General features: G+C 68.8%; 18 protein-coding genes. 7 read left to right on the top strand and 11 right to left on the bottom strand.

Features of this window, described 5'->3' with window-relative positions; all coding sequences use genetic code 11:
* The 4 genes from gpmI to gap form a co-directional block, all read right to left on the bottom strand.
* On the bottom strand, nucleotides 1-1,497 hold a 1,497-nt coding region (gene gpmI, locus V6D00_16000), incomplete at its 3' end, for a 2,3-bisphosphoglycerate-independent phosphoglycerate mutase (protein ID HEY9900682.1).
* 74 nt (nucleotides 1,498-1,571) lie between these two features.
* Nucleotides 1,572-2,345, bottom strand: a complete 774-nt coding sequence (gene tpiA / locus V6D00_15995; protein HEY9900681.1) for a triose-phosphate isomerase — start codon at nucleotides 2,343-2,345, stop codon at nucleotides 1,572-1,574.
* A gap of 162 nt (nucleotides 2,346-2,507) precedes the next feature.
* Complete coding sequence (locus tag V6D00_15990) at nucleotides 2,508-3,701, bottom strand: phosphoglycerate kinase (GenBank protein HEY9900680.1); 1,194 nt, start codon at nucleotides 3,699-3,701, stop codon at nucleotides 2,508-2,510.
* A 4-nt stretch (nucleotides 3,702-3,705) separates the two neighbouring features.
* Nucleotides 3,706-4,725 carry a type I glyceraldehyde-3-phosphate dehydrogenase gene (gene gap / locus V6D00_15985; GenBank protein HEY9900679.1) on the bottom strand — a complete coding sequence of 340 codons (1,020 nt, stop codon included), beginning with the start codon at nucleotides 4,723-4,725 and terminating at the stop codon, nucleotides 3,706-3,708.
* A gap of 237 nt (nucleotides 4,726-4,962) precedes the next feature.
* Here gap and V6D00_15980 point away from each other — a divergent pair, with 237 nt between their 5' ends.
* Nucleotides 4,963-5,790: a periplasmic heavy metal sensor gene (locus V6D00_15980; protein ID HEY9900678.1), complete on the top strand. Its 828-nt coding sequence runs from the start codon at nucleotides 4,963-4,965 to the stop codon at nucleotides 5,788-5,790.
* Nucleotides 5,791-5,867: 77 nt separating this feature from the next.
* Entirely contained in the window at nucleotides 5,868-6,452 is a 585-nt protein-coding gene (locus V6D00_15975) for a TIGR00730 family Rossman fold protein (protein HEY9900677.1), read from the top strand.
* Here V6D00_15975 and mgtA read toward each other — a convergent pair.
* The 3 genes from mgtA to recG form a co-directional block, all read right to left on the bottom strand.
* Complete coding sequence (gene mgtA, locus V6D00_15970; protein ID HEY9900676.1) at nucleotides 6,449-8,959, bottom strand: magnesium-translocating P-type ATPase; 2,511 nt, start codon at nucleotides 8,957-8,959, stop codon at nucleotides 6,449-6,451. The genes V6D00_15975 and mgtA overlap by 4 nt on opposite strands.
* A 60-nt stretch (nucleotides 8,960-9,019) precedes the next feature.
* Entirely contained in the window at nucleotides 9,020-9,571 is a 552-nt protein-coding gene (gene rsmD / locus V6D00_15965) for a 16S rRNA (guanine(966)-N(2))-methyltransferase RsmD (GenBank protein ID HEY9900675.1), read from the bottom strand.
* Between the two features lie 95 nt (nucleotides 9,572-9,666).
* Entirely contained in the window at nucleotides 9,667-12,246 is a 2,580-nt protein-coding gene (gene recG / locus V6D00_15960; protein HEY9900674.1) for an ATP-dependent DNA helicase RecG, read from the bottom strand.
* A gap of 162 nt (nucleotides 12,247-12,408) precedes the next feature.
* Here recG and V6D00_15955 point away from each other — a divergent pair, with 162 nt between their 5' ends.
* From V6D00_15955 to V6D00_15940, 4 genes are read left to right on the top strand one after another with little or no spacing between them, the layout of a single operon-like run.
* On the top strand, nucleotides 12,409-13,059 hold the full coding sequence (locus V6D00_15955) for a MotA/TolQ/ExbB proton channel family protein (protein ID HEY9900673.1): 651 nt from the start codon (nucleotides 12,409-12,411) through the stop codon (nucleotides 13,057-13,059).
* Nucleotides 13,046-13,444 carry a biopolymer transporter ExbD gene (locus V6D00_15950; protein HEY9900672.1) on the top strand — a complete coding sequence of 133 codons (399 nt, stop codon included), beginning with the start codon at nucleotides 13,046-13,048 and terminating at the stop codon, nucleotides 13,442-13,444. Before V6D00_15955 ends, V6D00_15950 begins: the two co-directional genes overlap by 14 nt.
* A 1-nt stretch (nucleotide 13,445) precedes the next feature.
* Nucleotides 13,446-14,246: a TonB family protein gene (locus V6D00_15945; GenBank protein HEY9900671.1), complete on the top strand. Its 801-nt coding sequence runs from the start codon at nucleotides 13,446-13,448 to the stop codon at nucleotides 14,244-14,246.
* Nucleotides 14,246-16,471 (top strand): TonB-dependent receptor, encoded by a 2,226-nt coding sequence (locus V6D00_15940; protein HEY9900670.1) that lies wholly within the window; start codon nucleotides 14,246-14,248, stop codon nucleotides 16,469-16,471. The genes V6D00_15945 and V6D00_15940 overlap by 1 nt, the downstream gene beginning before the upstream one ends.
* A 39-nt stretch (nucleotides 16,472-16,510) precedes the next feature.
* Here the strand turns inward: V6D00_15940 and V6D00_15935 are convergent, their stop codons facing one another.
* Nucleotides 16,511-17,059, bottom strand: coding sequence for a thermonuclease family protein (locus V6D00_15935; GenBank protein HEY9900669.1), 549 nt, complete (start codon nucleotides 17,057-17,059; stop codon nucleotides 16,511-16,513).
* A gap of 115 nt (nucleotides 17,060-17,174) precedes the next feature.
* On the opposite strand from V6D00_15935, the gene sfsA reads away from it, so the two are divergent.
* Nucleotides 17,175-17,876, top strand: a complete 702-nt coding sequence (sfsA, locus tag V6D00_15930) for a DNA/RNA nuclease SfsA (GenBank protein HEY9900668.1) — start codon at nucleotides 17,175-17,177, stop codon at nucleotides 17,874-17,876.
* A 56-nt stretch (nucleotides 17,877-17,932) separates the two neighbouring features.
* Here sfsA and V6D00_15925 read toward each other — a convergent pair whose 3' ends face one another.
* From V6D00_15925 to V6D00_15915, 3 genes are all read right to left on the bottom strand, one after another.
* The gene (locus tag V6D00_15925; protein HEY9900667.1) at nucleotides 17,933-18,685 is read right to left on the bottom strand and encodes an EF-hand domain-containing protein; all 753 of its coding nucleotides are present in this window, start codon (nucleotides 18,683-18,685) and stop codon (nucleotides 17,933-17,935) included.
* A 305-nt stretch (nucleotides 18,686-18,990) separates the two neighbouring features.
* A complete protein-coding gene (locus V6D00_15920; protein ID HEY9900666.1) occupies nucleotides 18,991-19,497 on the bottom strand; it encodes a PaaI family thioesterase in 507 nt (168 codons plus the stop codon).
* A gap of 4 nt (nucleotides 19,498-19,501) precedes the next feature.
* A complete protein-coding gene (locus tag V6D00_15915; protein HEY9900665.1) occupies nucleotides 19,502-20,026 on the bottom strand; it encodes an NUDIX hydrolase in 525 nt (174 codons plus the stop codon).
* Nucleotides 20,027-20,035: the final 9 nt, after the last annotated feature.

Raw genomic sequence — 20,035 nt, 5'->3', positions numbered from 1 at the left:
GCCCGTCATCTCCTTGGGCTGCGGGATGCCCAGGATGTCGAGCATGGTCGGCGCGATGTCCGACAGCAGGCCGGTCCTGAGCTTGGCGTCGCTGCCGACCAGGACGAGGGGCACCGGGTTCAGGGTGTGGCTCGTCATGATCTCGCCGGAGGCAGGGTCGTACATGCTCTCGGCGTTGCCGTGGTCGGCCGTGATGATCGCGGTGCCGCCCCGGGCCTCGATGGCCCGGATGATGCGGCCGAGGCAGATGTCCAGGGCCTCGACCGCCTTCACCGTCGCCTTCATGTCGCCGGTGTGCCCCACCATGTCGGCGTTGGCGAGGTTCATGATGATGACGTCGGTCTTGGCTTCCTTGATCCACTGCTCGGCCACGTCGGCCACCTGGAAGGCGCTCATCTCGGGCTGCAGGTCGTAGGTCGCCACCTTGGGGCTGGGCACCAGCACCCGCTCCTCGCCGGGGTAGGGCTTCTCGACCCCGCCGTTGAAGAAGAAGGTGACGTGGGCGTACTTCTCGGTCTCGGCCGTGCGCAGCTGGCGCACGCCCGCGTCCGCGAGCACCGGCGAGAGGATGCGATCGAGCGACTGGGGCTGGAACGCCAGGGGCAGCCCGAAGGTCGCGTCGTACTGGGTGAGGCAGACGTACTGGAGCTCGGGGAAGTTGGGCCGCTCGAAGGCGTCGAAGCCGGGATCCGTCAGGGTGCGGGTGATCTCGCGGGCCCGGTCGGGCCGGAAGTTGAAGAAGATCACCGAGTCGCCCGAGCGCAGGCGGCCCTCCGGCGCGACGATGATCGGCTTGATGAACTCGTCGGTCTCGCCGCGCATGTAAGCGCCTTCCATGGCCTCGCCGGCGCTGTGGGCGCGGTGCTCGGCCACGCCGTCCACGAAGGCGCGGTAGGCGAGCTCCACGCGCTCCCAGCGGTTGTCGCGGTCCATGGCGTAGTAGCGGCCCACGATGGTCGCGACCTCTCCGTAGCTCATGGCGTCGAGGCGCTTCTGCAGCTCGTGGAGGTAGCGCCCGCCCGAGGTGGGCGGCGTGTCGCGGCCGTCGGTGATGGCCTGGACGTAGGTCTGGGGCACCCCGAGGCGCGCGGCCATCTCCAGGAGGGCGTAGAGGTGCTCCTGCATGCTGTGGACGCCGCCGTCGGAGACCAGCCCCATCAGGTGCAGGCGGCCGCCACGGCGCTTGGCGCCCTCCATGGCCTCGACCAGCACCGGGTTGGTGAAGAAGTCCCCGTCGTAGATCGCCTTGTTGATCCGCACCAGGTCCTGGTAGACCACGCGGCCCGCGCCCATGTTGGTGTGGCCGACCTCCGAGTTGCCCATCTGGCCGGGAGGCAGGCCCACCGCCTCGCCCGAGGTGGGGATGGCCACCGAGGGGTAGGTCGTGATGAAGCGATCCCAGTTCGGCTTGTGGGCCATGGCGATCGCGTTGCCCTCGCGCTTGGGGTTGATGCCCCAGCCGTCGAGGATGATGAGGGCGAGCGGTCCGTTTTTCATGGTGGAAGTGGCCTCGTGAACAGAAGATTCCCCCCTCGCGACGAGGGGGGAAGGGGGTCCTTGCGGCGCTCGCCTTAGCGCGCGGCCGCGGTCTTGTAGTTGACGATCGCGGCGAAGCTCTTGGGATCGAGGCTCGCGCCGCCGACCAGGGCGCCGTCCACGTGGGGTTGCGCCATCTGGCTTGCGATCGTCTCGGGCTTGACCGAGCCGCCGTACAGGATGCGGACCTGGTCGGCCACGTCCTGGCCCACCATCCGGGCGATGGTGTCGCGGATGACGCCGGCGACCCGGTTGGCCTCCTCGGGGGCGCAGGTCTTGCCCGTGCCGATGGCCCAGACGGGCTCGTAGGCGAACAGGCAGGTCGCCACCAGCTCGGGGGCGATGTTCAAGAGGGCGCGCTGGGTCTGGACGATGATGACGTTGTCCGTCAGCCGGACCTCGCGATCCTCCAGGGTCTCGCCCACGCAGACGATGGGCGTGAGCTGCCACTGCAGCGCGGCCGCCACCTTGCGGTTGACGGTGCCGTCGGTCTCGTGGAAGTACTCGCGGCGCTCCGAGTGGCCGATGATCACGTGGGTGGCGCCGGCGTCGCGCAGCATGACCGGCGAGATCTCGCCGGTGTAGGCGCCTTCGTCCATCCAGTGCATGTTCTGGCCGCCAAGCTGGACCTTGGTGCCGGCGAAGGCCTCCGAAAGGGCGTTGAGGGCGGTGAAGGGGGGGCAGATGACGACCTCGGGGTCGGCGCTGTTCCTGGCCTCGGCGTCGAAGGCCGCGGCGAAGGCGCGCGCGTCCTCGATGGACTTGAACATCTTCCAGTTGCCGGCGATGACGGGGGTGCGTTGCGACATGGGTTTCTCCAAGACTATCCCCCGCCCCCCGGTGGGGCGGGGCAAGGGGTGGGGGGATAAAATCAAGTTCCTCAGACCTTTGGAGCCTTGGAACGTTTAGATCCCCCCACCCCCGACCCCGCCCCACCGGGGGGCGGGGAGACGGGCGTGAGGGGCGTTCCCTTACTTGTCGTTGAGGGCGCTGATGCCGGGCAGCTCGAGGCCCTCGAGGAACTCGAGGCTCGCGCCGCCACCGGTCGAGACGTGGGTGAAGCGATCGGCCAGGTGCATCTGCTCGACCGCAGCCACCGAGTCGCCGCCGCCCACGATGGTCACGGCGCCCTGCGCGGTGCGATCCGCGAGGAACTGCGCCACCGCGCGGGTGCCCTCGGCGAAGGCCGGGTTCTCGAACACGCCCATGGGGCCGTTCCAGACCACCGTCTTGGCCGAGGCGAGCACGCGGCGGATCGCCTCCACCGTGCGCGGGCCGATGTCCACGCCCATCTCGGAGCCGGGGATCTTGTCGCAGTCGACCGTGGCGCTCGCCGAGGGGGCCTTGATGTCGCTTGCGACCAGCACGTCCTCGGGCAGGAGGATCGTCGTGCCGCAGCGCTCGGCCTTGGCCATGAGCTCGCTCGCGAGCTCCAGCTTGTCCATCTCGACCAGCGACCGGCCCACCTCGAGGCCCTGGGCCTTGAGGAAGGTGAAGATCATCCCGCCGCCGATGACGAGGGTGTCGACCTTGCCGATCAGGTTGTCCAGGACGCCGATCTTGCTCGAGACCTTGGACCCGCCGATGATGGCCACGAAGGGCCGCTCGGGGTTGGCCAGGGCCTTGCCCATCACCGAGATCTCCTTGTCGAGCAAGAAGCCCGCCGCTGCCGGCAGGTAGCTCGCCACGCCCGCCGTCGAGGCGTGCGCCCGGTGGGCGGTGCCGAAGGCGTCGTTGACGTAGAGATCCGCAAGCTCCGAGAGCTGCTTGGCGAAGGCGGGGTCGTTCTTCTCCTCTTCCGGGTAGAAGCGGATGTTCTCGAGCAGCATGGTCGCGCCGGGCTTGAGGGCCTCGACGAGCTTCTTGACCTCGGGGCCGATGGCGTCGGGCGCCATCCGCACGTCGGTGCCCAGAAGCTCGCCCAGGCGCTTGGCCACGGGCTTCAGGCTGAGCTCGGGGGTCTTGCCCTTGGGGCGCCCCAGGTGGGAGGTCAGGATGACCCTGGCTCCCCGGTCCATGAGGTACTTGATCGTCGGAAGCGTCGCCCGGATCCGGGTGTCGTCCGTGATCGCCTTGTCGCCGTCGAGCGGCACGTTGAAGTCGGCCCGCACCAGGACGCGCTTGCCCTGGAGGTCCTTGAGATCAGACAGGCTCAGCTTCGACATGGGGTTAACCGACGGCGGTGGCGAGCGTCTTGCCGACCATGGCCGCCAGGTCGACGACGCGGTTCGAGTAGCCCCACTCGTTGTCGTACCAGGCCACGAGCTTGACCATCTTGTCGCCCATGGTCATGGTCGATTCGGCATCGACGATGGTCGAGTGCGGGTTGCCGGTGAAGTCGATCGAGACGAGGGGCTCGTCGGTGTACTGCATGATGCCCTTCATGCCGTTGAGCGCGCTTTCCTTGAGGAGGCTGTTGATGGCCTCGACGGTGATGGGCTTCTCGACGGTGGCGACCAGGTCGACGACCGAGACGTCGGGGGTGGGCACGCGCATGGCCATGCCGTTGATCTTGCCCTTGAGCTCGGGCAGCACCAGGGCGACGGCCTTGGCGGCGCCGGTGGTGGTGGGGATGATCGACATGGCGCCGGCGCGGGCGCGGCGCAGGTCCTTGTGGGGCATGTCGAGCAGCTGCTGGTCGTTGGTGTAGGCGTGCACCGTGGTCATCATGGCATTGACGATGCCGAAGTTCTCGTGGAGGACCTTGGCCACCGGCGCGAGGCAGTTGGTGGTGCAGGAGGCGTTCGAGATGATGTGGTGCTTGGAGGGGTCGTAGGCCTTGTCGTTGACGCCGAGGACGATGGTGATGTCCTCGCCCTTGGCAGGAGCCGAGATGATGACCTTCTTGGCGCCGGCCTCGAGGTGGGCCTTGGCCTTGGCCGCGTCGGTGAAGATGCCGGTCGACTCGATGACGAGCTCCGCGCCGAGCTTCTTCCAGGGGATCGTGGCCGGGTCGCGCTGGGCCGAGATCTCGATCTTGCGGCCGTCGACGATGATGGCGGTGTCGGTGTGATCGACGGTGCCGGGATAGACGCCGTGGACCGAGTCGTACTTGAAGAGGTGCGCGAGCGTCTTGGCGTCCGTCAGGTCGTTGATGCCGACGAACTCGAGCTCGGGGTTCTTGAGGCCGATGCGCAGCACCTGGCGACCGATGCGACCGAAACCGTTAATCCCCACTTTGGTGGCCATTGAGAATTCCTCCTAAAACTTCGGTTATCCCTAGCTTAAATGGTACGCCTCGCCCCCCCTGCGGTCAAGGACGGTGTGAAGGATTGTATCCGAATGTATCGCCCCCCGAAACCACGCAGCGAGCGAGGAACGCACCGCTCGTTTTTCAGGAGCGGGACCGTACGCTTTCACCTCGCCGAGCGCTAACTTCGAGGGGTGGTCGAGTGAGGCCACCCCTCGATGAAAAGGAGGACCGCCATGACGCGCGTCGCCCGCCTCGCGCTTCTCGCAAGCTGTCTGCTCGCCCCGCAGGTGAGCGGCTGCGGGAAGACCGCCCCGCCCCTTTCCGAGAGCCGCCCCCCCTTGCAGGCACCAGAGCGCATGACCGTCGAGGCGTCGAGCGGGCTCGACGAGCTCAAGGCCTACAAGCAAGAGGCGCATCGCGCCATGGGCCTGAGCGACGCGCAGAAAGCCCAGCTCCGCGAGGCGATGCTCAAGAGGCTCAAGGCCTTCGACCTCGAGGGGATCAAGGCGGACTACGCCCAGCTCGGCACCCTGGTGGCCGCCCCGACCTTCGATGCCGACGCGGCGCGCGCCCTGGTCACGAAGATGGAGGGCCGCTGGCGCGACCTCGCGCCGACCCTGGCGGACGCGGTGGCCGAGGGGCACGCGATGCTCTCGGACGAGCAGCGCAAGAAGGCCATCGAGGTGCTCGGCCAGAGCCAGGCGCGGCTCGCTCCCATCATGCGCAAGCTGAGGTTCGAGGGCTTTGCCGCCATCGCCAAGGACGTGACCCTGACCTCCGAGCAGAACACCGGTCTGCACGCCCTCATGAAAAAGGACCGGGAAGCGGACGATGCCCGCCTGGCCGCCATGATCCAGGCCGAGACCAAGTACTACCAGGACCAGGACAAGCAAGCGCTCGCCGCCTCGTTCGCCGAGGCCATGAAGGTCCACGCGGGCCAGGAGGCGATCGCCTGGGCCGCGACCCTCGATCCCCAGCAGCGCCAGAAGGTGGTGGAGAACAGCAAGCAGTACGCGGCGAGGCTCCTGCAGGCCATGGGCGAGATGATGAAGGCCCTGTAGCGCGTCAAGGCGAGCGGGCGGCTCGCGAGGTACAATGGGTGGCACCGGACCCACGCCGTGATGGAAAGCGACGTCGAATGAAACGAATCTGTGTCTTCTGCGGCTCGAAGCCTGGCAAGCGCCCCGAGTACCTCGAAGCCGCCCGCGACCTGGGCTCGGCCATGCTCGAGCGGGGCTACGGCCTGGTCTACGGCGGGGCGAGCGTGGGCCTGATGAGCGTGATCGCGGATACCGTGCTCGAAGGGGACGGCGAGGTGATCGGGGTCATCCCCGAGACCCTTCAGCAGCGCGAGGTGGCCCACACGGGCCTCACCGAGCTGCACGTGGTCGAGACCATGCACGAGCGCAAGGCCCTGATGGCCTCGCGCTCGGACGCGTTCATCGGGATGCCCGGCGGCTACGGGACCTTCGAGGAGCTGTTCGAGGTCATCACCTGGGCCCAGCTCGGGATCCACGCCAAGCCGGTGGGGCTGCTCAACGTGGAAGGCTACTACGACGCCTTCATGGCCCTGGTGGACCGCGCGGTGGAGGAGGACTTCATCCCGGTGAGCCACCGGGGCCTGGTCGTGATCGACGCGACGCCCGAGGGCCTGCTGGCCAAGCTCGAGGCCTTCGAGCTGCCCGATTTGGGCCGGAAGTGGGCCGAGAAGAAGGACATCTAGCCCCGCCGGTAGAACCAACGCTTGGCGAACTCGGCGAGCCCCAGGTAGGCCAGCGTGACGAGCATGAGGGCGAGCACGAGCGCCGCCGGCAGGGGCGTGAAGCCGAGCGCCCGGGCAAAGGGGGAGTAGGGCAGGATCAGGGCGATCGCGCAGACCGAAAGCACGCTCGCGCGCAGCCCCAGGCCTGCCGGATGCCGGAAGGGGGACCCGCGGGTGCGGATGACGAAGACCACCAGGGTCTGGGTCAGCAGGGACTCGACGAACCAGGCGGTGTGGAAGAGCGGCACCGTGGCCCTGAAGCCCCAGAGCAAGAGCCCGAAGGTCAGGAAGTCGAAGATCGAGCTGATGGGCCCCAGCACGAGCATGAAGCGCTGGATGTAGCGGATGTCCCAGCGGCGGGGCTTGAGCATGGCCTCGGCCTCCACTCGATCCACCGGGATGGCGAGCTGGGAGACGGCGTACAGCAAGTTGTTCAGCAGGATCTGCATGGGCAGCATCGGCAGGAAGGGCAAGAGCAGCGCCGCGCCGGCCATGCTGAACATGTTGCCGAAGTTGGAGCTGACGGCCATCAGGATGTACTTGATGACGTTGGCGAAGCTGCGCCGCCCCTCCAGCACCCCCTGGTGCAGCACCGAGAGGCTGCGCTCCAGCAGGATGATCCCCGCGGCGGCCCTGGCCACGTCCACCGCCGAGTCGACCGAGATGCCCACGTCCGCGTCGCGCAGGCAGGGCGCGTCGTTGATCCCGTCGCCGAGATAGCCCACCACGTGGCCGTGGACCTTCAGGGCGCGCAGGACCCGCATCTTCTGCTCGGGGGTCACCCGCGCGAAGACGCTCACCCGCTCGACCAGGCGGGGCAGGGCGGCGTCCCGGACCCGGTCGAGGTCCCGGCCGAGCATGAGGCGCTTTCCGTCCAGGCCGACGGCCTCGCAGACGTGCCGGGTCACCCACTCGTTGTCCCCGGTGAGGATCACCACCCGGATCCCGTCCGCCGAAAGCGCGCGCAGGGCCTCCTGCGCGTCCGCGCGCGGCGGATCGTGGAAGGCCACGAAGCCGAGCAGGCATAGCTCGCGCTCGTCCTCGACCCGGTAGACGGCCTGAGGCGGCACCCATCGCTCGGCGATCGCAAGCACGCGCAGGCCCCGCTCGCTGAGCCCGCGGAAGGTGTCGAGCGCCCGGGCCCGCGCCTGAGGATCCAGGGGCTGATCCTGGCCGTCCAGGCGATAGGAGGCGCAGACCTCGACGATGGCCTCGGGGGCCCCCTTGGCGATCAGGACGGGGCGTCCCTCTCGCTCCAGCACCACCGACACCCGGCGCCGGTGGAAGTCGAAGGGGATCTCGTCGATCTTGCGGCAGGGGATGGGGGTTGGGTGCGGCGCGCGGAGGATCGCGTCGTCCAGGGGGCTGCGGATCCCCGTCTCGTGGGTGCTGTTCAGCACCGCCGCGGCCAGGACCCCCGGCGCCTCGCCTCCTGTCGGGTCGACGCTCTCGGTCAGCATGAGCGAGCCCTCGGTCAGGGTGCCGGTCTTGTCGCTGCAGAGCACGTCGATGCTGCCGAAGTTCTCGATGGCCTGGAGCTGCTTGACGATGACCCGCTTCCCGGCCATCCGCATGGCCCCGCGGGCGAGCGTGACCGTGATGATCATGGGCAGGAACTCGGGGGTGAGGCCGACCGCGAGGGCGATCGCGAACATGAGGGCCTCGGTCGGCTGTCGCTTGAAGAGGGCGAGCACGAGGAAGACGAAGAGCACCAGGGCGATCACGACCCTGAGGATCATCGCGGAAAAGCCCGCGAGCCCCCGCTCGAACTCGGTCGGCGGCGCCTGGGCGGAGAGGCTCGAAGCGATGGCGCCGAAGGCGCTCTGGTGGCCCGTCCTGACGGCGATCGCCCTGGCGGTGCCGCTGACGACCGAAGTCCCCGCGAACACCGAATTCTCGGCCTCGTCCAGGCCCAGGGCCTCGCCGTGAAGCTCCAGGGCCCGCTTCTCGACGGGCAGGGACTCGCCGGTCAGGGGCGCCTGATCGACGAAGAGGTCCCTGGCCTCCAGGAGCCGCGAATCCGCGACGACCATGTTGCCGGCCGAGAGGTAGAAGACGTCTCCGGGCACGACCTCGCCGGCCGGCACCATCTGGCGCTGGCCGGATCGCAGCACCTCGACGCGGATCCCGACCTGCCTGCGCAGGGCCTCGGCCGCGCGCTGCGAGCGGTAGGACTGGGTGAAGTCCACCAGCACGCTCGCGACCACGATCGTCACGATGATCTCGGCGTTGAGCCCCTCGCCGAAGGCCGCGGAGACGGCGGCCGCGAACAGCAGGATCAGGACCAGGGGGTTGGCGAAGAAGCCCAGGAACTGGGCCAGGGCGCCCTTGGCGGCGCCTCGCGCGGGCCGCTCGCGCCCCTGGCGATCCAGGCGGGCCCTCGCCTCCTGGGCTGTGAGGCCGTCGGGATCGGCCCCGAGCGAGCCGAGAAGGTCCGGCAAAGGCTGCAGCCAGAAGGGCGTGCTCATGCCGAGAGTCTAGGCGAGGGGCCCGCAGGCGTCGAGCGGGACGGCGACGAGAGAGTCTGGCTACTGCGGCGCGGTCAGGCCGAACAGCGCGAGCTGCGCCAGGCCGTAACGATACGTGCGCCGGCAGACGGCGGCTCCGACCTCCTCGGGGAGCTGCTCGCCCTTGGCATGCTCGAGCAGGATCGCGGCGTCCGGCGCCAGGAGGCCCGGGCGCTGGAGGGCCGTCAGCAGCGCGGTCCAGTCCTCGGTCCGGTAAGGCGGATCGGCGATCACCACGTCGAAGGGGCCCACGAGCGCAGGCAGCTTCGACATCACCTCGGCGCGCTGGACCTGGGCGCGATCGCCCATCCCCAGGGCCTTCAGGTTCTCCGCGATGACCATCAGCGCCTCGGAGGCCTTCTCGACGAGCACCACCTCGCCGGCCCCGCGCGAGAGGGCCTCGAGGGCGATCGCCCCGCTCCCCGCGTACAGGTCGAGCACGCGCGCCCCATGGATGCGCGGCCCCAGGATGTTGAACATGGCCCCGCGCACCATGCCGGTGGTCGGCCGGGTGAGCTCGCCGGTGAGCGTCTTGATCTTGCGCCCCCTGAGGGCGCCTGCGATGATCTGCATGAGTCCATCTTTCCTACGGGACAGCGAGAGGTGACGTTCCAGGCCACCTTGCAAGCACTGCCCCTCTCTCGCTGCCCTGCGGAAAAGCCGCAGCGCTATCCGATCCCAAGAAAACCGAGGTTGCTACGGAAGTGGCGGTAAAGCTCCGCCTTGACGTGGGGATTGCGCGCAAGATCCGGGTCCGAGGCCAGAAGCTCGAACGAGGCCTTGCGGGCCGCCTCCAGAAGGGCCGTGTCCTGCGCGAGGTCGGCGAGCATGAAGTCGGGCAGGCCGCTCTGGCGGGTGCCGAGGAACTCGCCCGGCCCCCTGAGCTTGAGGTCCTGCTCGGCGATCACGAAGCCGTCGTTGGTCGCCACCATGACCTGCATGCGCTGCTTGGTCGCCTCGCTGCTGGCGCTGGTGACCAGGATGCAGTACGACTGGTCGGCGCCGCGGCCCACCCGGCCGCGCAGCTGGTGGAGCTGGCTGAGGCCGAAGCGCTCGGCGTTCTCGATCACCATGACCGAGGCGTTGGGCACGTCCACCCCCACCTCGATGACGGTGGTCGCCACCAGGATGTCCAGCTCGTGGTCCCGGAAGGCGCGCATCACCGCCTCCTTCTCGTCGGAGGCCATCTGGCCGTGCAGCAGGCCCACCCGGTACTCGGGGAAGACCTCGTTCTGGAGGGTCCGGGCCTCCTCGGTCGCCGCCCGCACGTTCTCCATCTCTTCCGACTGCTCGATCAAGGGGAAGACGATGTAGGCCTGGCGCCCGATGGAGAGCTCCTTGCGCACCAGCTCCCATGCGCTCTTGCGGCCCTTGCCCGTGACCCACGAGGTCTGGATGGGCTTGCGGCCGGGCGGCAGCTCGTCGATGACCGACACGTCCAGATCCCCGTGCATGGTCAGGGCCAGGGTGCGCGGGATGGGAGTGGCCGTCATGGTCAGGACCTCGGGGTGGCGGCCCTTGGTGCGCAGGGTGGCCCGCTGCTTGACCCCGAAGCGGTGCTGCTCGTCGATGACGACCAGGCCCAGGTTCTGGAACTCGACGCTCTCCTGGATCAGGGCGTGGGTGCCGACCACGATCGGGGTGTAGCCCGAGGCTATCGCCTTGAGGTACTGGTTGCGCTCGCGCTTGCCCTGCTTTCCCAGCAAAAGCGCGCAGGGGATCCCCATGGGGGTCAGCCACTCGACGAACTTCTTGTGGTGCTGCTCGGCCAGGATCTCGGTGGGGGCCATCAGGGCGCCCTGGTAGCCGTTCTCGACCGCGACCAGGAGGCTCAAAAGCGCGACCACCGTCTTGCCCGAGCCCACGTCCCCCTGCACCAGCCGGTTCATGGGCTCGGCCGAGGCGAGGTCGGCTCGGACCTCGTCGAAGACGCGCTGCTGGGCGCCGGTGAGGGTGAAGGGCAGGGTTTCGAGCAGCTTGTTCGTCAGCTCGCCGTTGGCGGGAAGGGCGATCGCCTCGGTGGTCTTTCGCAGCTGCGCGCGCCGGAAGGCGAGCCCCAGCTGGAGCCAGAAGAACTCCTCGAAGGCCAGGCGCCGGTGCGCCAGCTCCTTCTCGGCCATGGTCTTGGGGAAGTGGATGGCGGCAAGCGCCTCGCGCCGTCCGATCAGCTCGCAGCGCGAGACCACCTCCTGGGGGAGCGTCTCCTTGATCAGCGGGCCGAAGGTATCGAGTGCCGTGTGCATCGCCTTGCGCAGGCCCTTGAGGTGCAGGCCCTCGGTCAGCGGGTAGACCGGGACGATGCGCCCCACGTTCAGGGAATCCGAGTCCTCCTCGCCCCCCTCGCCGAGGAGCTCGAGCTCGGGGCGATCGAAGAACAGGCGCCCCTGGTACTCGTCGTGGCGGGCCTCGCCGGACATGAGCACCTGGCCGCCCACCGGGAAGCGCTTCTTGAACTGCTCGAGCTGGAAGCGATTGGCCTTGCCCATGAACCAGCGCGCCGTGACCGAGCCGCTGCCGTCGGTGATGGTGACGGACATGATGCTCATGTTGGGCTTGCGCGGCGGGCTGAAGGCCTCGACCTTGCGCACGGTTCCCCAGACCGTCACCTTCTCGCCCACCTTCAGGTCGCGGATCTTGGTGCGGCTCTGGTAGTCCAGGTGGGTGCGCGGGTAGTGACCGATGAGATCGCGCACCGTCAGGATCCCGAGCTTCGCCAGGGTCTCGCCCATGCGTGGGCCGACCCCCTTGACCCACTGGACCGCCTGGTCGAGCCCCTCGCCCGCGACGGGCTTGGCGGCGCGCGGGGCTGCCCCCTTCGCCGGCGCCTGGGGCTGCGGGGCGGCCGGTTGAACGGCGGCGGGCCTCGGCGTTTGCTGCCGAGCGTACTCCGGGGCCTGCTCGCGCACGCGGCTGGCGAGGCGCGAGGCGTCGGCGGGGTTGAGCATGCCGGTCGGCGCGCTGAGAGCGACCTCGGCGCGGGGCCCCGAGAGGTAGGGCATCAGGCCGAGCAGCCCGTCGATCAGGGTGGCCCGCTCGGGTGGGGTCAGCGCCTCGTAGCGCGCGAAGCCGTCCGCGAGCTGGGAGAGCCGCGCGCGAATCGAGGGGTTCGGCATCAGGGTGAGGCGCAGGATGGCGAGCTGCTCGCAGACGAAGTCCGCGAAGCGCGCCGTCTGCCCCTGCAGGTTGGGGTAGTTGCGACGCGCCTCGACCGTGAGCGCCTGTTGCAGCTTGGCGAGCGACGTGGACATGCCCTCCATGGTAAGCGCTCGAACAAATGAGCGCAACCCGCGGGCGAGGATGAGCGCCGATCATCCCGAAGGTCGATTGACTCCTTGCGGCTGGTTCGCAATAATAGACTTGAGTATAAAAATAGATTTCGATCAACCGCTCGCATCAAGGAGGCCACCGCTTTGGAAATCACTCACCTGATCAAGGTCCTCGGCGCCTCGGGGGGGGAGTGGGTCCTGTACCTGCTCATCGCCTTCTCCATGTTCTCCTTCACCCTCATCATCGAGCGCATCGCCTACTTCTTCGGAAACCGCGAGCGCACCGACGAGATCCTCTCCCAGGGGATCGCGGCTCTCGCCCGCGGCGACCTCGAGACGGCCTCCAAGAACACCAAGGGCCCCGTGGGCCGCATGTTCCAGACCGCCTGCGAGGCCTGGGACCTCGGCCCCCAGCGCCTCCAGGCCTCCCTGCTGGCCCACCGCCTTCAGGAGAAGGCCGCAGCCGAGCGTGGCCTCGTCTACCTGGGGACCCTCGGTAACAACAGCCCCTTCGTGGGCCTCTTCGGCACGGTGCTCGGCATCATCAAGGCGTTCAAGGACCTCGCGACCGCGAGCGGCCAGGGTCCCTCGGTCGTGATGGCGGGCATCTCGGAGGCGCTGGTCGCCACCGCCGTCGGCATCATGGTCGCCATCCCCGCCGTCATCGCCTACAACCTCTTCCAGCGCAAGATCCGCGTCCAGGACTACCGGCTCGAGGAGGCCGCCGAGGCCATCCACGCCCTCGCCGCAGCCGATCCGGCAATGGTGACCGGAGGGCAGCATGCGCGCCGGTAGCGACGATGACGCCATCGTCGACATCAACGTCACGCCCCTGGTCGACGTGACGCTGGTGCTGCTCATCATCTTCCTGGCCACCAGCTACATGATCGCCCAGCAGAGCCTCAAGGTGCAGCTGCCCAAGGCCACCCAGACCGTCGCCACCGAGGCCCGCACCATCGCCGTGGTCGTCAAGGACACGGGCGAGATCGTGCTTGACGGCCAGACCGTCGAGCCCTCCGCGCTGGTCGCGGCTCTCGAAGCCAAGAAGCCCGCCAAGGGCAACCTCCAGGTGGTGGTCGGCGCCGACCGCAACGTCATTCACGGGCGGGTGGTCGAGGTCATGGACGCCGTGCGCCAGGCGGGGATCACCGACCTGGCTTTCGCCGTCGAGCGCCCCTGAGATGGCAGCTCCTCCTCGCACCCGCATGCCCGCGGTCGTGGCCGTCTCGGTCGGCGGCCACCTCCTGCTGGCCTTCTTCCTCATGCGCGTCCCGGTGGGCCAGGAGCTGATCCGCAAGGTCATCCCCATCCAGATGGTCCAGACCGAGGCCCCGAAGCCCAAGCCCCCCGAGCCCAAGAAGGAGCCGCCCAAGGCCAAGGTCAAGGGCGCGAAGCAGGCGGCAAAGGCGCGACCCGCCGCGAGCCGGCCCGCGGCAAGCCCCACCCAGCCCGGCAACGCCGCCCAGACTTTCGGCATGAGCGCGGGCGAAGGCGAGGGCGGCACCATGGCCGTGCCCGTGGGCGAAACCCTGGAGGCCGAGAGCACCGCCTCGGCACCCGCCCCGCTGGTGCTCGACGTCTCGGACGAGGCGGGCGCGACCAGCGCGCTCGACAGGCTTCCCGCCCCCATCGGCAGCTTGCGCGTGGCCTATCCCGAGGTGGCGCGCCTTTCGGGCCAGAGCGGTAGCGCCGTGGTCGTCGCCTACGTCGAGGCCGACGGCCGCGTGGCGAGCGCCGAGGTGGTCTCGAGCTCGAACCGAACCTTCGCCAAGGCCGCGCTCGACGCGGTGCGCGGCACCCGCTTCAAGGCCGCCGAGCGAAACGGCGTCAGGGTGGCCGCGAGCATCCGGATCCCCGTGCGCTTCGAGCTCGCCGAGGCCAAGGTCGAGGCCCGCATCGAGCCCGAACCCGACGCTGACCCCGCCGATCTCGCCGTCCCCGAGGCCACGCCCTCTTCTGCCACCACCGGAGCGACGCCCTGATGAACGCACGCACCCTCGCAAGCACGGCGATCGCCCTCGCCGCGACCGTCCTGGTCGCCTCCCCTTCTCTGGCGGCCACCCTCTCGGGCACGGTCAAGGACAAGCAGACGGGCCGCCCCGTCGCGAGTGCCCGCATCACGGTCGTGGGCCCCGATCGCCGCGCCGAGGCCAATACCGACGGAAGCTACCGGCTCGAAGGACTGAAGCCCGGCACCTTCCCGGTCAAGGTCGAGGCTCCCGGCTACCTGCCGCTCGTCATCGGCAAGGTTCCCTTCTCGGACGAGCGCCCGGTCACGCTGAATGCCACCCTCAAGGCGGGCACCCTCTCGGCCCCCGCCCAGGTGGTCTCCGCCGACCGTCCCGCGCGCCTGGCCCAGACCGAGACCAGCCGCCGGTCCTTCACCGCCGACGAGGTCCGCAAGGTCGCAGGCGCGCGCAACGATCCCATCCTCGCCGTCACCAACACCGCGGGCGTCAACGCGGGCGGCTTCTCGGGCGCGCCCGTGGTGCGCGGCGGCGGCCCCATGGACAACCGCTACTACCTGGACAACATCCAGATCGGCAACCCCTTCCACTTCGGGGGCCTGGTCAGCGTCTTCAACGCCAACACCCTCTCCCGGGTGGACCTCTACACCGGGGCCTTGCCCGCGCGCTTCGGCAACGTGAAGTCGGCGGTCATCGACGTGGAGAGCCGAGCGCCCAAGAGCGACGCCCTGCACGGCGTGCTGGACGCCAACCTCCTCTACTCGGAGGGGCTGCTCGAAGGCCCCCTCGCCCCGGGCCTCTCCTTCTCCCTCTCGGGCCGCCGCAGCTACATGGACCTGCTCGTCGCGAAGCTGGTGCCGAGCTTCACCGTCTTCCCGCGCTTCTCGGACTACCAGGTCAAGGTGTCGCGGGAGACCCCGGGCGACGGCCGGCTGGATTTCCTCGCCATCGGCTCGTCCGACGCCCTCGCCCTGGTGCTGCCGGACGGCACCATCGGGCGCGGGGTGGGCACCATCTCCCAGGACGACGGCTACCGCAGCACGGGCATGACCTGGCGTCAGCCCATCGGCGACGGGGCCTCCAACCGCCTGACGATCAACTACCAGGAGCCCTTCCAGAACGTGAAGGTCGGCACCTTCCTGGACGTCGGCTCCAACCAGTACCAGGTGACCCTCGCCGACGACCTGGTCCACCAGGTGAACGAGCAGCACCAGCTCCGGACGGGGGTGCGCTACGACACCATCAACTTCCTGGAGCGCAGGCTGATCCCCAAGCTCCCGGCGGGCACCAACCCCGGGACCATCCGCCCCGAGGACATCGAGGCCCTGCCCAAGCTCTCCACCGACACCACGGGCAACCAGAAGGTCTACGGGGCCTACGTGGAGGATGCCTGGAAGGTGATGGATCCCCTCACCTTGAGCCTCGGCCTGCGCTACGATCGCTTGCAGAGCACGAGCGAGGACCACGTGGCCCCGCGCCTCGGCACGACCTGGCGCATGGACGAGGACACCACCTGGCGCCTGGGCTACGGCCAGCAGTTCCAGTTCCCCGAGGTCAGCCAGCTGCTGCCCGGCGTCGGCAACCCGAAGCTGACGGCCCCCTTCTCCCGGGACTACGTCGTCGGGCTGGATCGCCAGCTCTTAGACAACCTGCTGGGCAAGTTCGAGCTCTACCACCGGGATCTCCTGTTCCTGGTGGCGAGCGATCCCGCCAGCAACTTCAGCAACGGGGGCTCGGGCTACTCCAACGGGGCCGAGGCAACCCTCGAGCTCGCCCAGACGGCCGGCTGGTCGGGCTCGCTGGCGCTGACCTACTCGCGGACCTTCCGGGAGATCCCCTCGGTCGGCCACATCCCCTACGATTACGACCAGCCCCTCGTCGCCAACCTGAACCTGGTCGCCCCCAAGGCCGGGGAGTGGTCGCCCTCGCTGCGCCTGCGCTATTCGAGCGGCAGGCCCTACACCCCGGTCACCGGCCGCTTCCAGAAGCCCGACGGCACCTGGGCCCCCATCAGCGGCGGGAGCAACTCGGCCCGCTACCCCGACGGCATCACCTGGTCGGCGCGCGTGGAGCGGCCTGCCGGGATGTTCGGGCGCGAGGGGCTGTTCTACCTCGAGGTGACGCAGCAGCGCGAGGCCCTCGCCATCGACTACGGCAAGGATTACGCCGACTACGCCAATCCCACCTACAACTACGGCATCCCCGCGATCCCCTACATCGGCTACCAGCTTCGGTTCTAAGCACATCGCCCCCTTCGACCGAAAGGGGCGATGGCTTGGTCACTGGGCCGCGGGCAGGCCTTCCTGGCCGATCTTCTTGGGCGGCTTCTTGCCCTTGTGACGGTACTCGTAGGGCGTCTCGGTCAGGCCGTCGCGGGGCGACCAGATGTTGCGCCCGGCCTGGCGCGCCTCGCGCTGCGCGGCCACGAGCTCGTCGGTGTGGGCGACGTTGGGAGGCGAGGTGTAGAGCATGGCGTAGCCCTGGCGGACCAGCTCCAGGTTCAGGAAGGTCCTGCCCACGTAGACGTAGCCCAGGACCCGGCCGTAGCGATCGCGCGGCTCCACGTCCGTCTCGACCCTCACCTCCTTGCCCATCACCTGCTGCTCGGTGAAGGCCTTGGCGCGGGGGCCCCAGGGAAGCTGCTTCTTCTCGGGGGTGTCGATGCCGAGCAGGCGAATGCGCTCCTTGCCGGCATCGGTCATGATCGTGACGGTGTCGCCGTCGGCGACCTTGATCACCTTGCCGCGCAGGGTCTCGGCCGAGGCGGGCGCGGCGAACAGGGCGGCGAGGAGGGCCGCGGCGACGAGCGGGCGATAGCGAAACGACATGGAAGCTCCTTTGCTGCTGCATCCACAGGGCTGGCTGCTGTCCCCTTCTTACCCTGCCTCCTGGTTTCCTAGTAGGCTAGTAGCGTTCACTCCGCCGTTTCCCGAGGTTCACCCGATGCAATACGCCGCCCCCCTCATCCCAGGCACGCTCCTCAAGCGCTACAAGCGGTTCCTGGCCGACGTTCGCCTCGAGGACGGCCGGGTCGTGACCGCCCACTGCGCCAACTCGGGCTCCATGCGCGGCTGCGACGCGCCGGATAGCCCCGTCCTGCTCAGCTTCCGGGACGACCCCGCGCGGAAGCTCAAGTACACCTGGGAGCTGGTGAAGGTGGGATCGACCTGGGTGGGGATCAACACCGCCCTCCCCAACCGGATCGTGGCCGAGGCGATCGCCTCGGGCGCCATCTCCGAGCTTGCTGGCTACGAGGCCCTCAAGCCCGAGCAGAAGTACGGCCAGAACAGCCGGATCGACCTGCTCTTGAGCGACCCCGAGAAGGGGCGCTGCTACGTGGAGGTCAAGAACGTGACCCTCGCAGAGGGCTGCCGGGCGCTCTTCCCGGACGCGGTGACCGAGCGCGGGGCCAAGCACCTGCGCGAGCTGAGCGCCATGGTCGCCGAGGGCCACCGGGCGGTGATGGTGTACCTGGTCCAGCGGGAGGACTGCGATCGCTTCTGGCTCGCCGAGGCGATCGACCCTGCCTACGCCGCCGCCTTCGAGGCGGCCACCGCCGCAGGGGTCGAGGCGCTCTGCTACCGCTGCGTGGTGAGACCCGAGGGGGTCACGGTCGCCGAGCGGATCCCCATCGCCCGGGGCTAAACGTTGCGAAGGGCGGGCCGCAACCTGCGGCCCGCCCTTCGCGTGAAACAGAAGGCTTACTTGACCGGCGGGAGTGAGACGCCCCCCGGCATGGCGGCCTTGACCTCGTCGAAGCTCAGGATGCCGTCCTTGTTGGCATCGGCGCGGGTGAAGTACTCGCGGGCCTGCGCTTCCTTCTGGCCGACGGCCCAGCCGGTGACCGGCTGCCCCCAGGGGGCCGAGAGCATCTCGGCGAAGGAGAGCTTGCCGTCGCGGTTGGTGTCGCAGAGGGCGAAGAGGTAGCGCACCTGACCGGCGCTGCCGCCCAGCACGTAGGTGGCGTAGGCCTCCTCGTACTCGCTGAAGGGCACCTGGCCGTTGCCGCTGAGGTCATAGCCGGCCGGGATCTCGTCGCCCTTCAGGACCATGTCGGCATCGCGGTCCAGGCTGGTGAAGAGGGTGACCAGCTGACCATGCAGGCTCAGGGCGATGTCCTTGACGACCGCTTCGGTGGCGATCTCGCCGAAGGCCAGCTTGCCGTCCTTGTTGGCATCGAGGGCCTCGAAGCTGCCCAGGCGCGACTGGCCCAGCACGTAGGTGGTGCCGGCGGGGAACGCCTCCTCCTGCGAGAGGAAGGCCGACTTGTCCAGGTCCGCCTCGTCGAACTTGACCTTGACGAAGGCGCGCGTCATGTCGACGAGCTTGGCGAAGCTCTCCTTGGAAAGGGCGCTGAGCGAGGAGGTCTTGTTCGCGACCATCGGGCCCGCGTTGCCGACGCCGCAGCCGGCGAGCATGGTGAGCGCGAGAGCGGAAAGGACGAGTTTCTTCACGGACGATCTCCTCACAAGCGATTAAGTCGGCGCTAAGGACTGATTTACTTATGGGAGTTCATGGCCGAAACTTGTGCGTCCGAACGCGCGAAGCCCGCCGGGGAATCCCGGCGGGCTTCGGATGCGAGCGAGTTTTGGGCTTTCCTGATGTCACTGGCCAACCGGTTCGGGTTGCCCCGGATTTTGCTTCGGCCCTCATCTCTCGGCTTTCTGAGATGATTATGCCCGGAAAAAATGACTTTCTGCTGAAGCAACCGATCGGATTTCATCAAGCTTTCGTTACGCGTTCGTGAAACCCTCGGACGCTACCCGTGGAACTCCCGATCGAACATCGCCGGCGCCTGGGCGAAGACCCCCGAGGCCTCGACCGCCACGGTGCCGTCCGGCAGGCGAATCTCCGAGGCGACCCGGATCGAGCGGTTGCCGTCCGCCTTCACCCAGGCCGTGGCCATCACCTCGACGCCGATGGGCGTGGGACGGCGCAGGTCGTACTCCAGGTGGACCGCGAGCAGGTTCTTGCGCCGGTTCCAGGCGGCCGCCCCCATGATCTCGTCGAGCAGGGCCGCGAGGCTTCCGCCGTGGGCGTGGCCGGGCGGACCCATCTGGGCGTCCTTGAAGACGAAGGGGCAGCGGATCACGTCCCGGTCCCGGTAGAAGTCGGCGCGCATCCCGGCCGGGTTTTCCGGGTCGCAGACGAAGCAGGGGCCGTGCTTGCTCAGCATCACCCAGTCCTCGCGCGTTCCGGCCGGAGGCGGCGCGGCCTCGCCGAAGGGCGTGATGGGGCCGAAGGACTCGACGTGGTAGGGGTTCATGGGCTCACCTCCGGACGTGGCCGCGGCGTGCGAGCCAGTCCCTGATCGCTTGTTTTCCGTTCTCGAACGAGAAGGCGTCGAGCGGCACGTCCCCGGGCGCAAACCAGGCGAGCTCGCTCACGTCGTCCTGCGCGCTCAGGGCGCCGCCGACGACCCGGGCCTCGTAGAAGGCGTTGAGGGTCGAAACCCCGCCCTCGCCGTAGGTGTCCATGTAGATGCCGCCGAAGCCGGTGATCGCGACCTCGAGCCCCGTCTCCTCGCGCACCTCGCGCACGGCCCCCGCCTCGGGGTGCTCGCCGGCCTCCAGGTAGCCGCCCGGGATGTCCCAGAGGCCGAGGAAGGGCGCGATCGCACGCCGGGCCAGGAGCAGGCGCCCCTCGCCGTCCGAGACGAGGGCCCCGGCGCACGGCTTGGAGTTCTCGTAGAACACGGCTTGGCAAGCGGGGCAGAAGGTGCGATCGCGCCCCTCGATCGCGCGCAGCGAAAGCTCGGCGCGGCAGTGGGGGCAGTAGCGGAAGGAAGGTGCCAAGAGAACTCC

The organism is Pantanalinema sp., assembly GCA_036704125.1.
Taxonomy (GTDB): Bacteria; Cyanobacteriota; Sericytochromatia; order S15B-MN24; family UBA4093; genus JAGIBK01.
The sequence above is the reverse complement of the archived record's forward strand: the minus strand, read 5'-3'. Positions and strand labels throughout refer to the sequence as shown.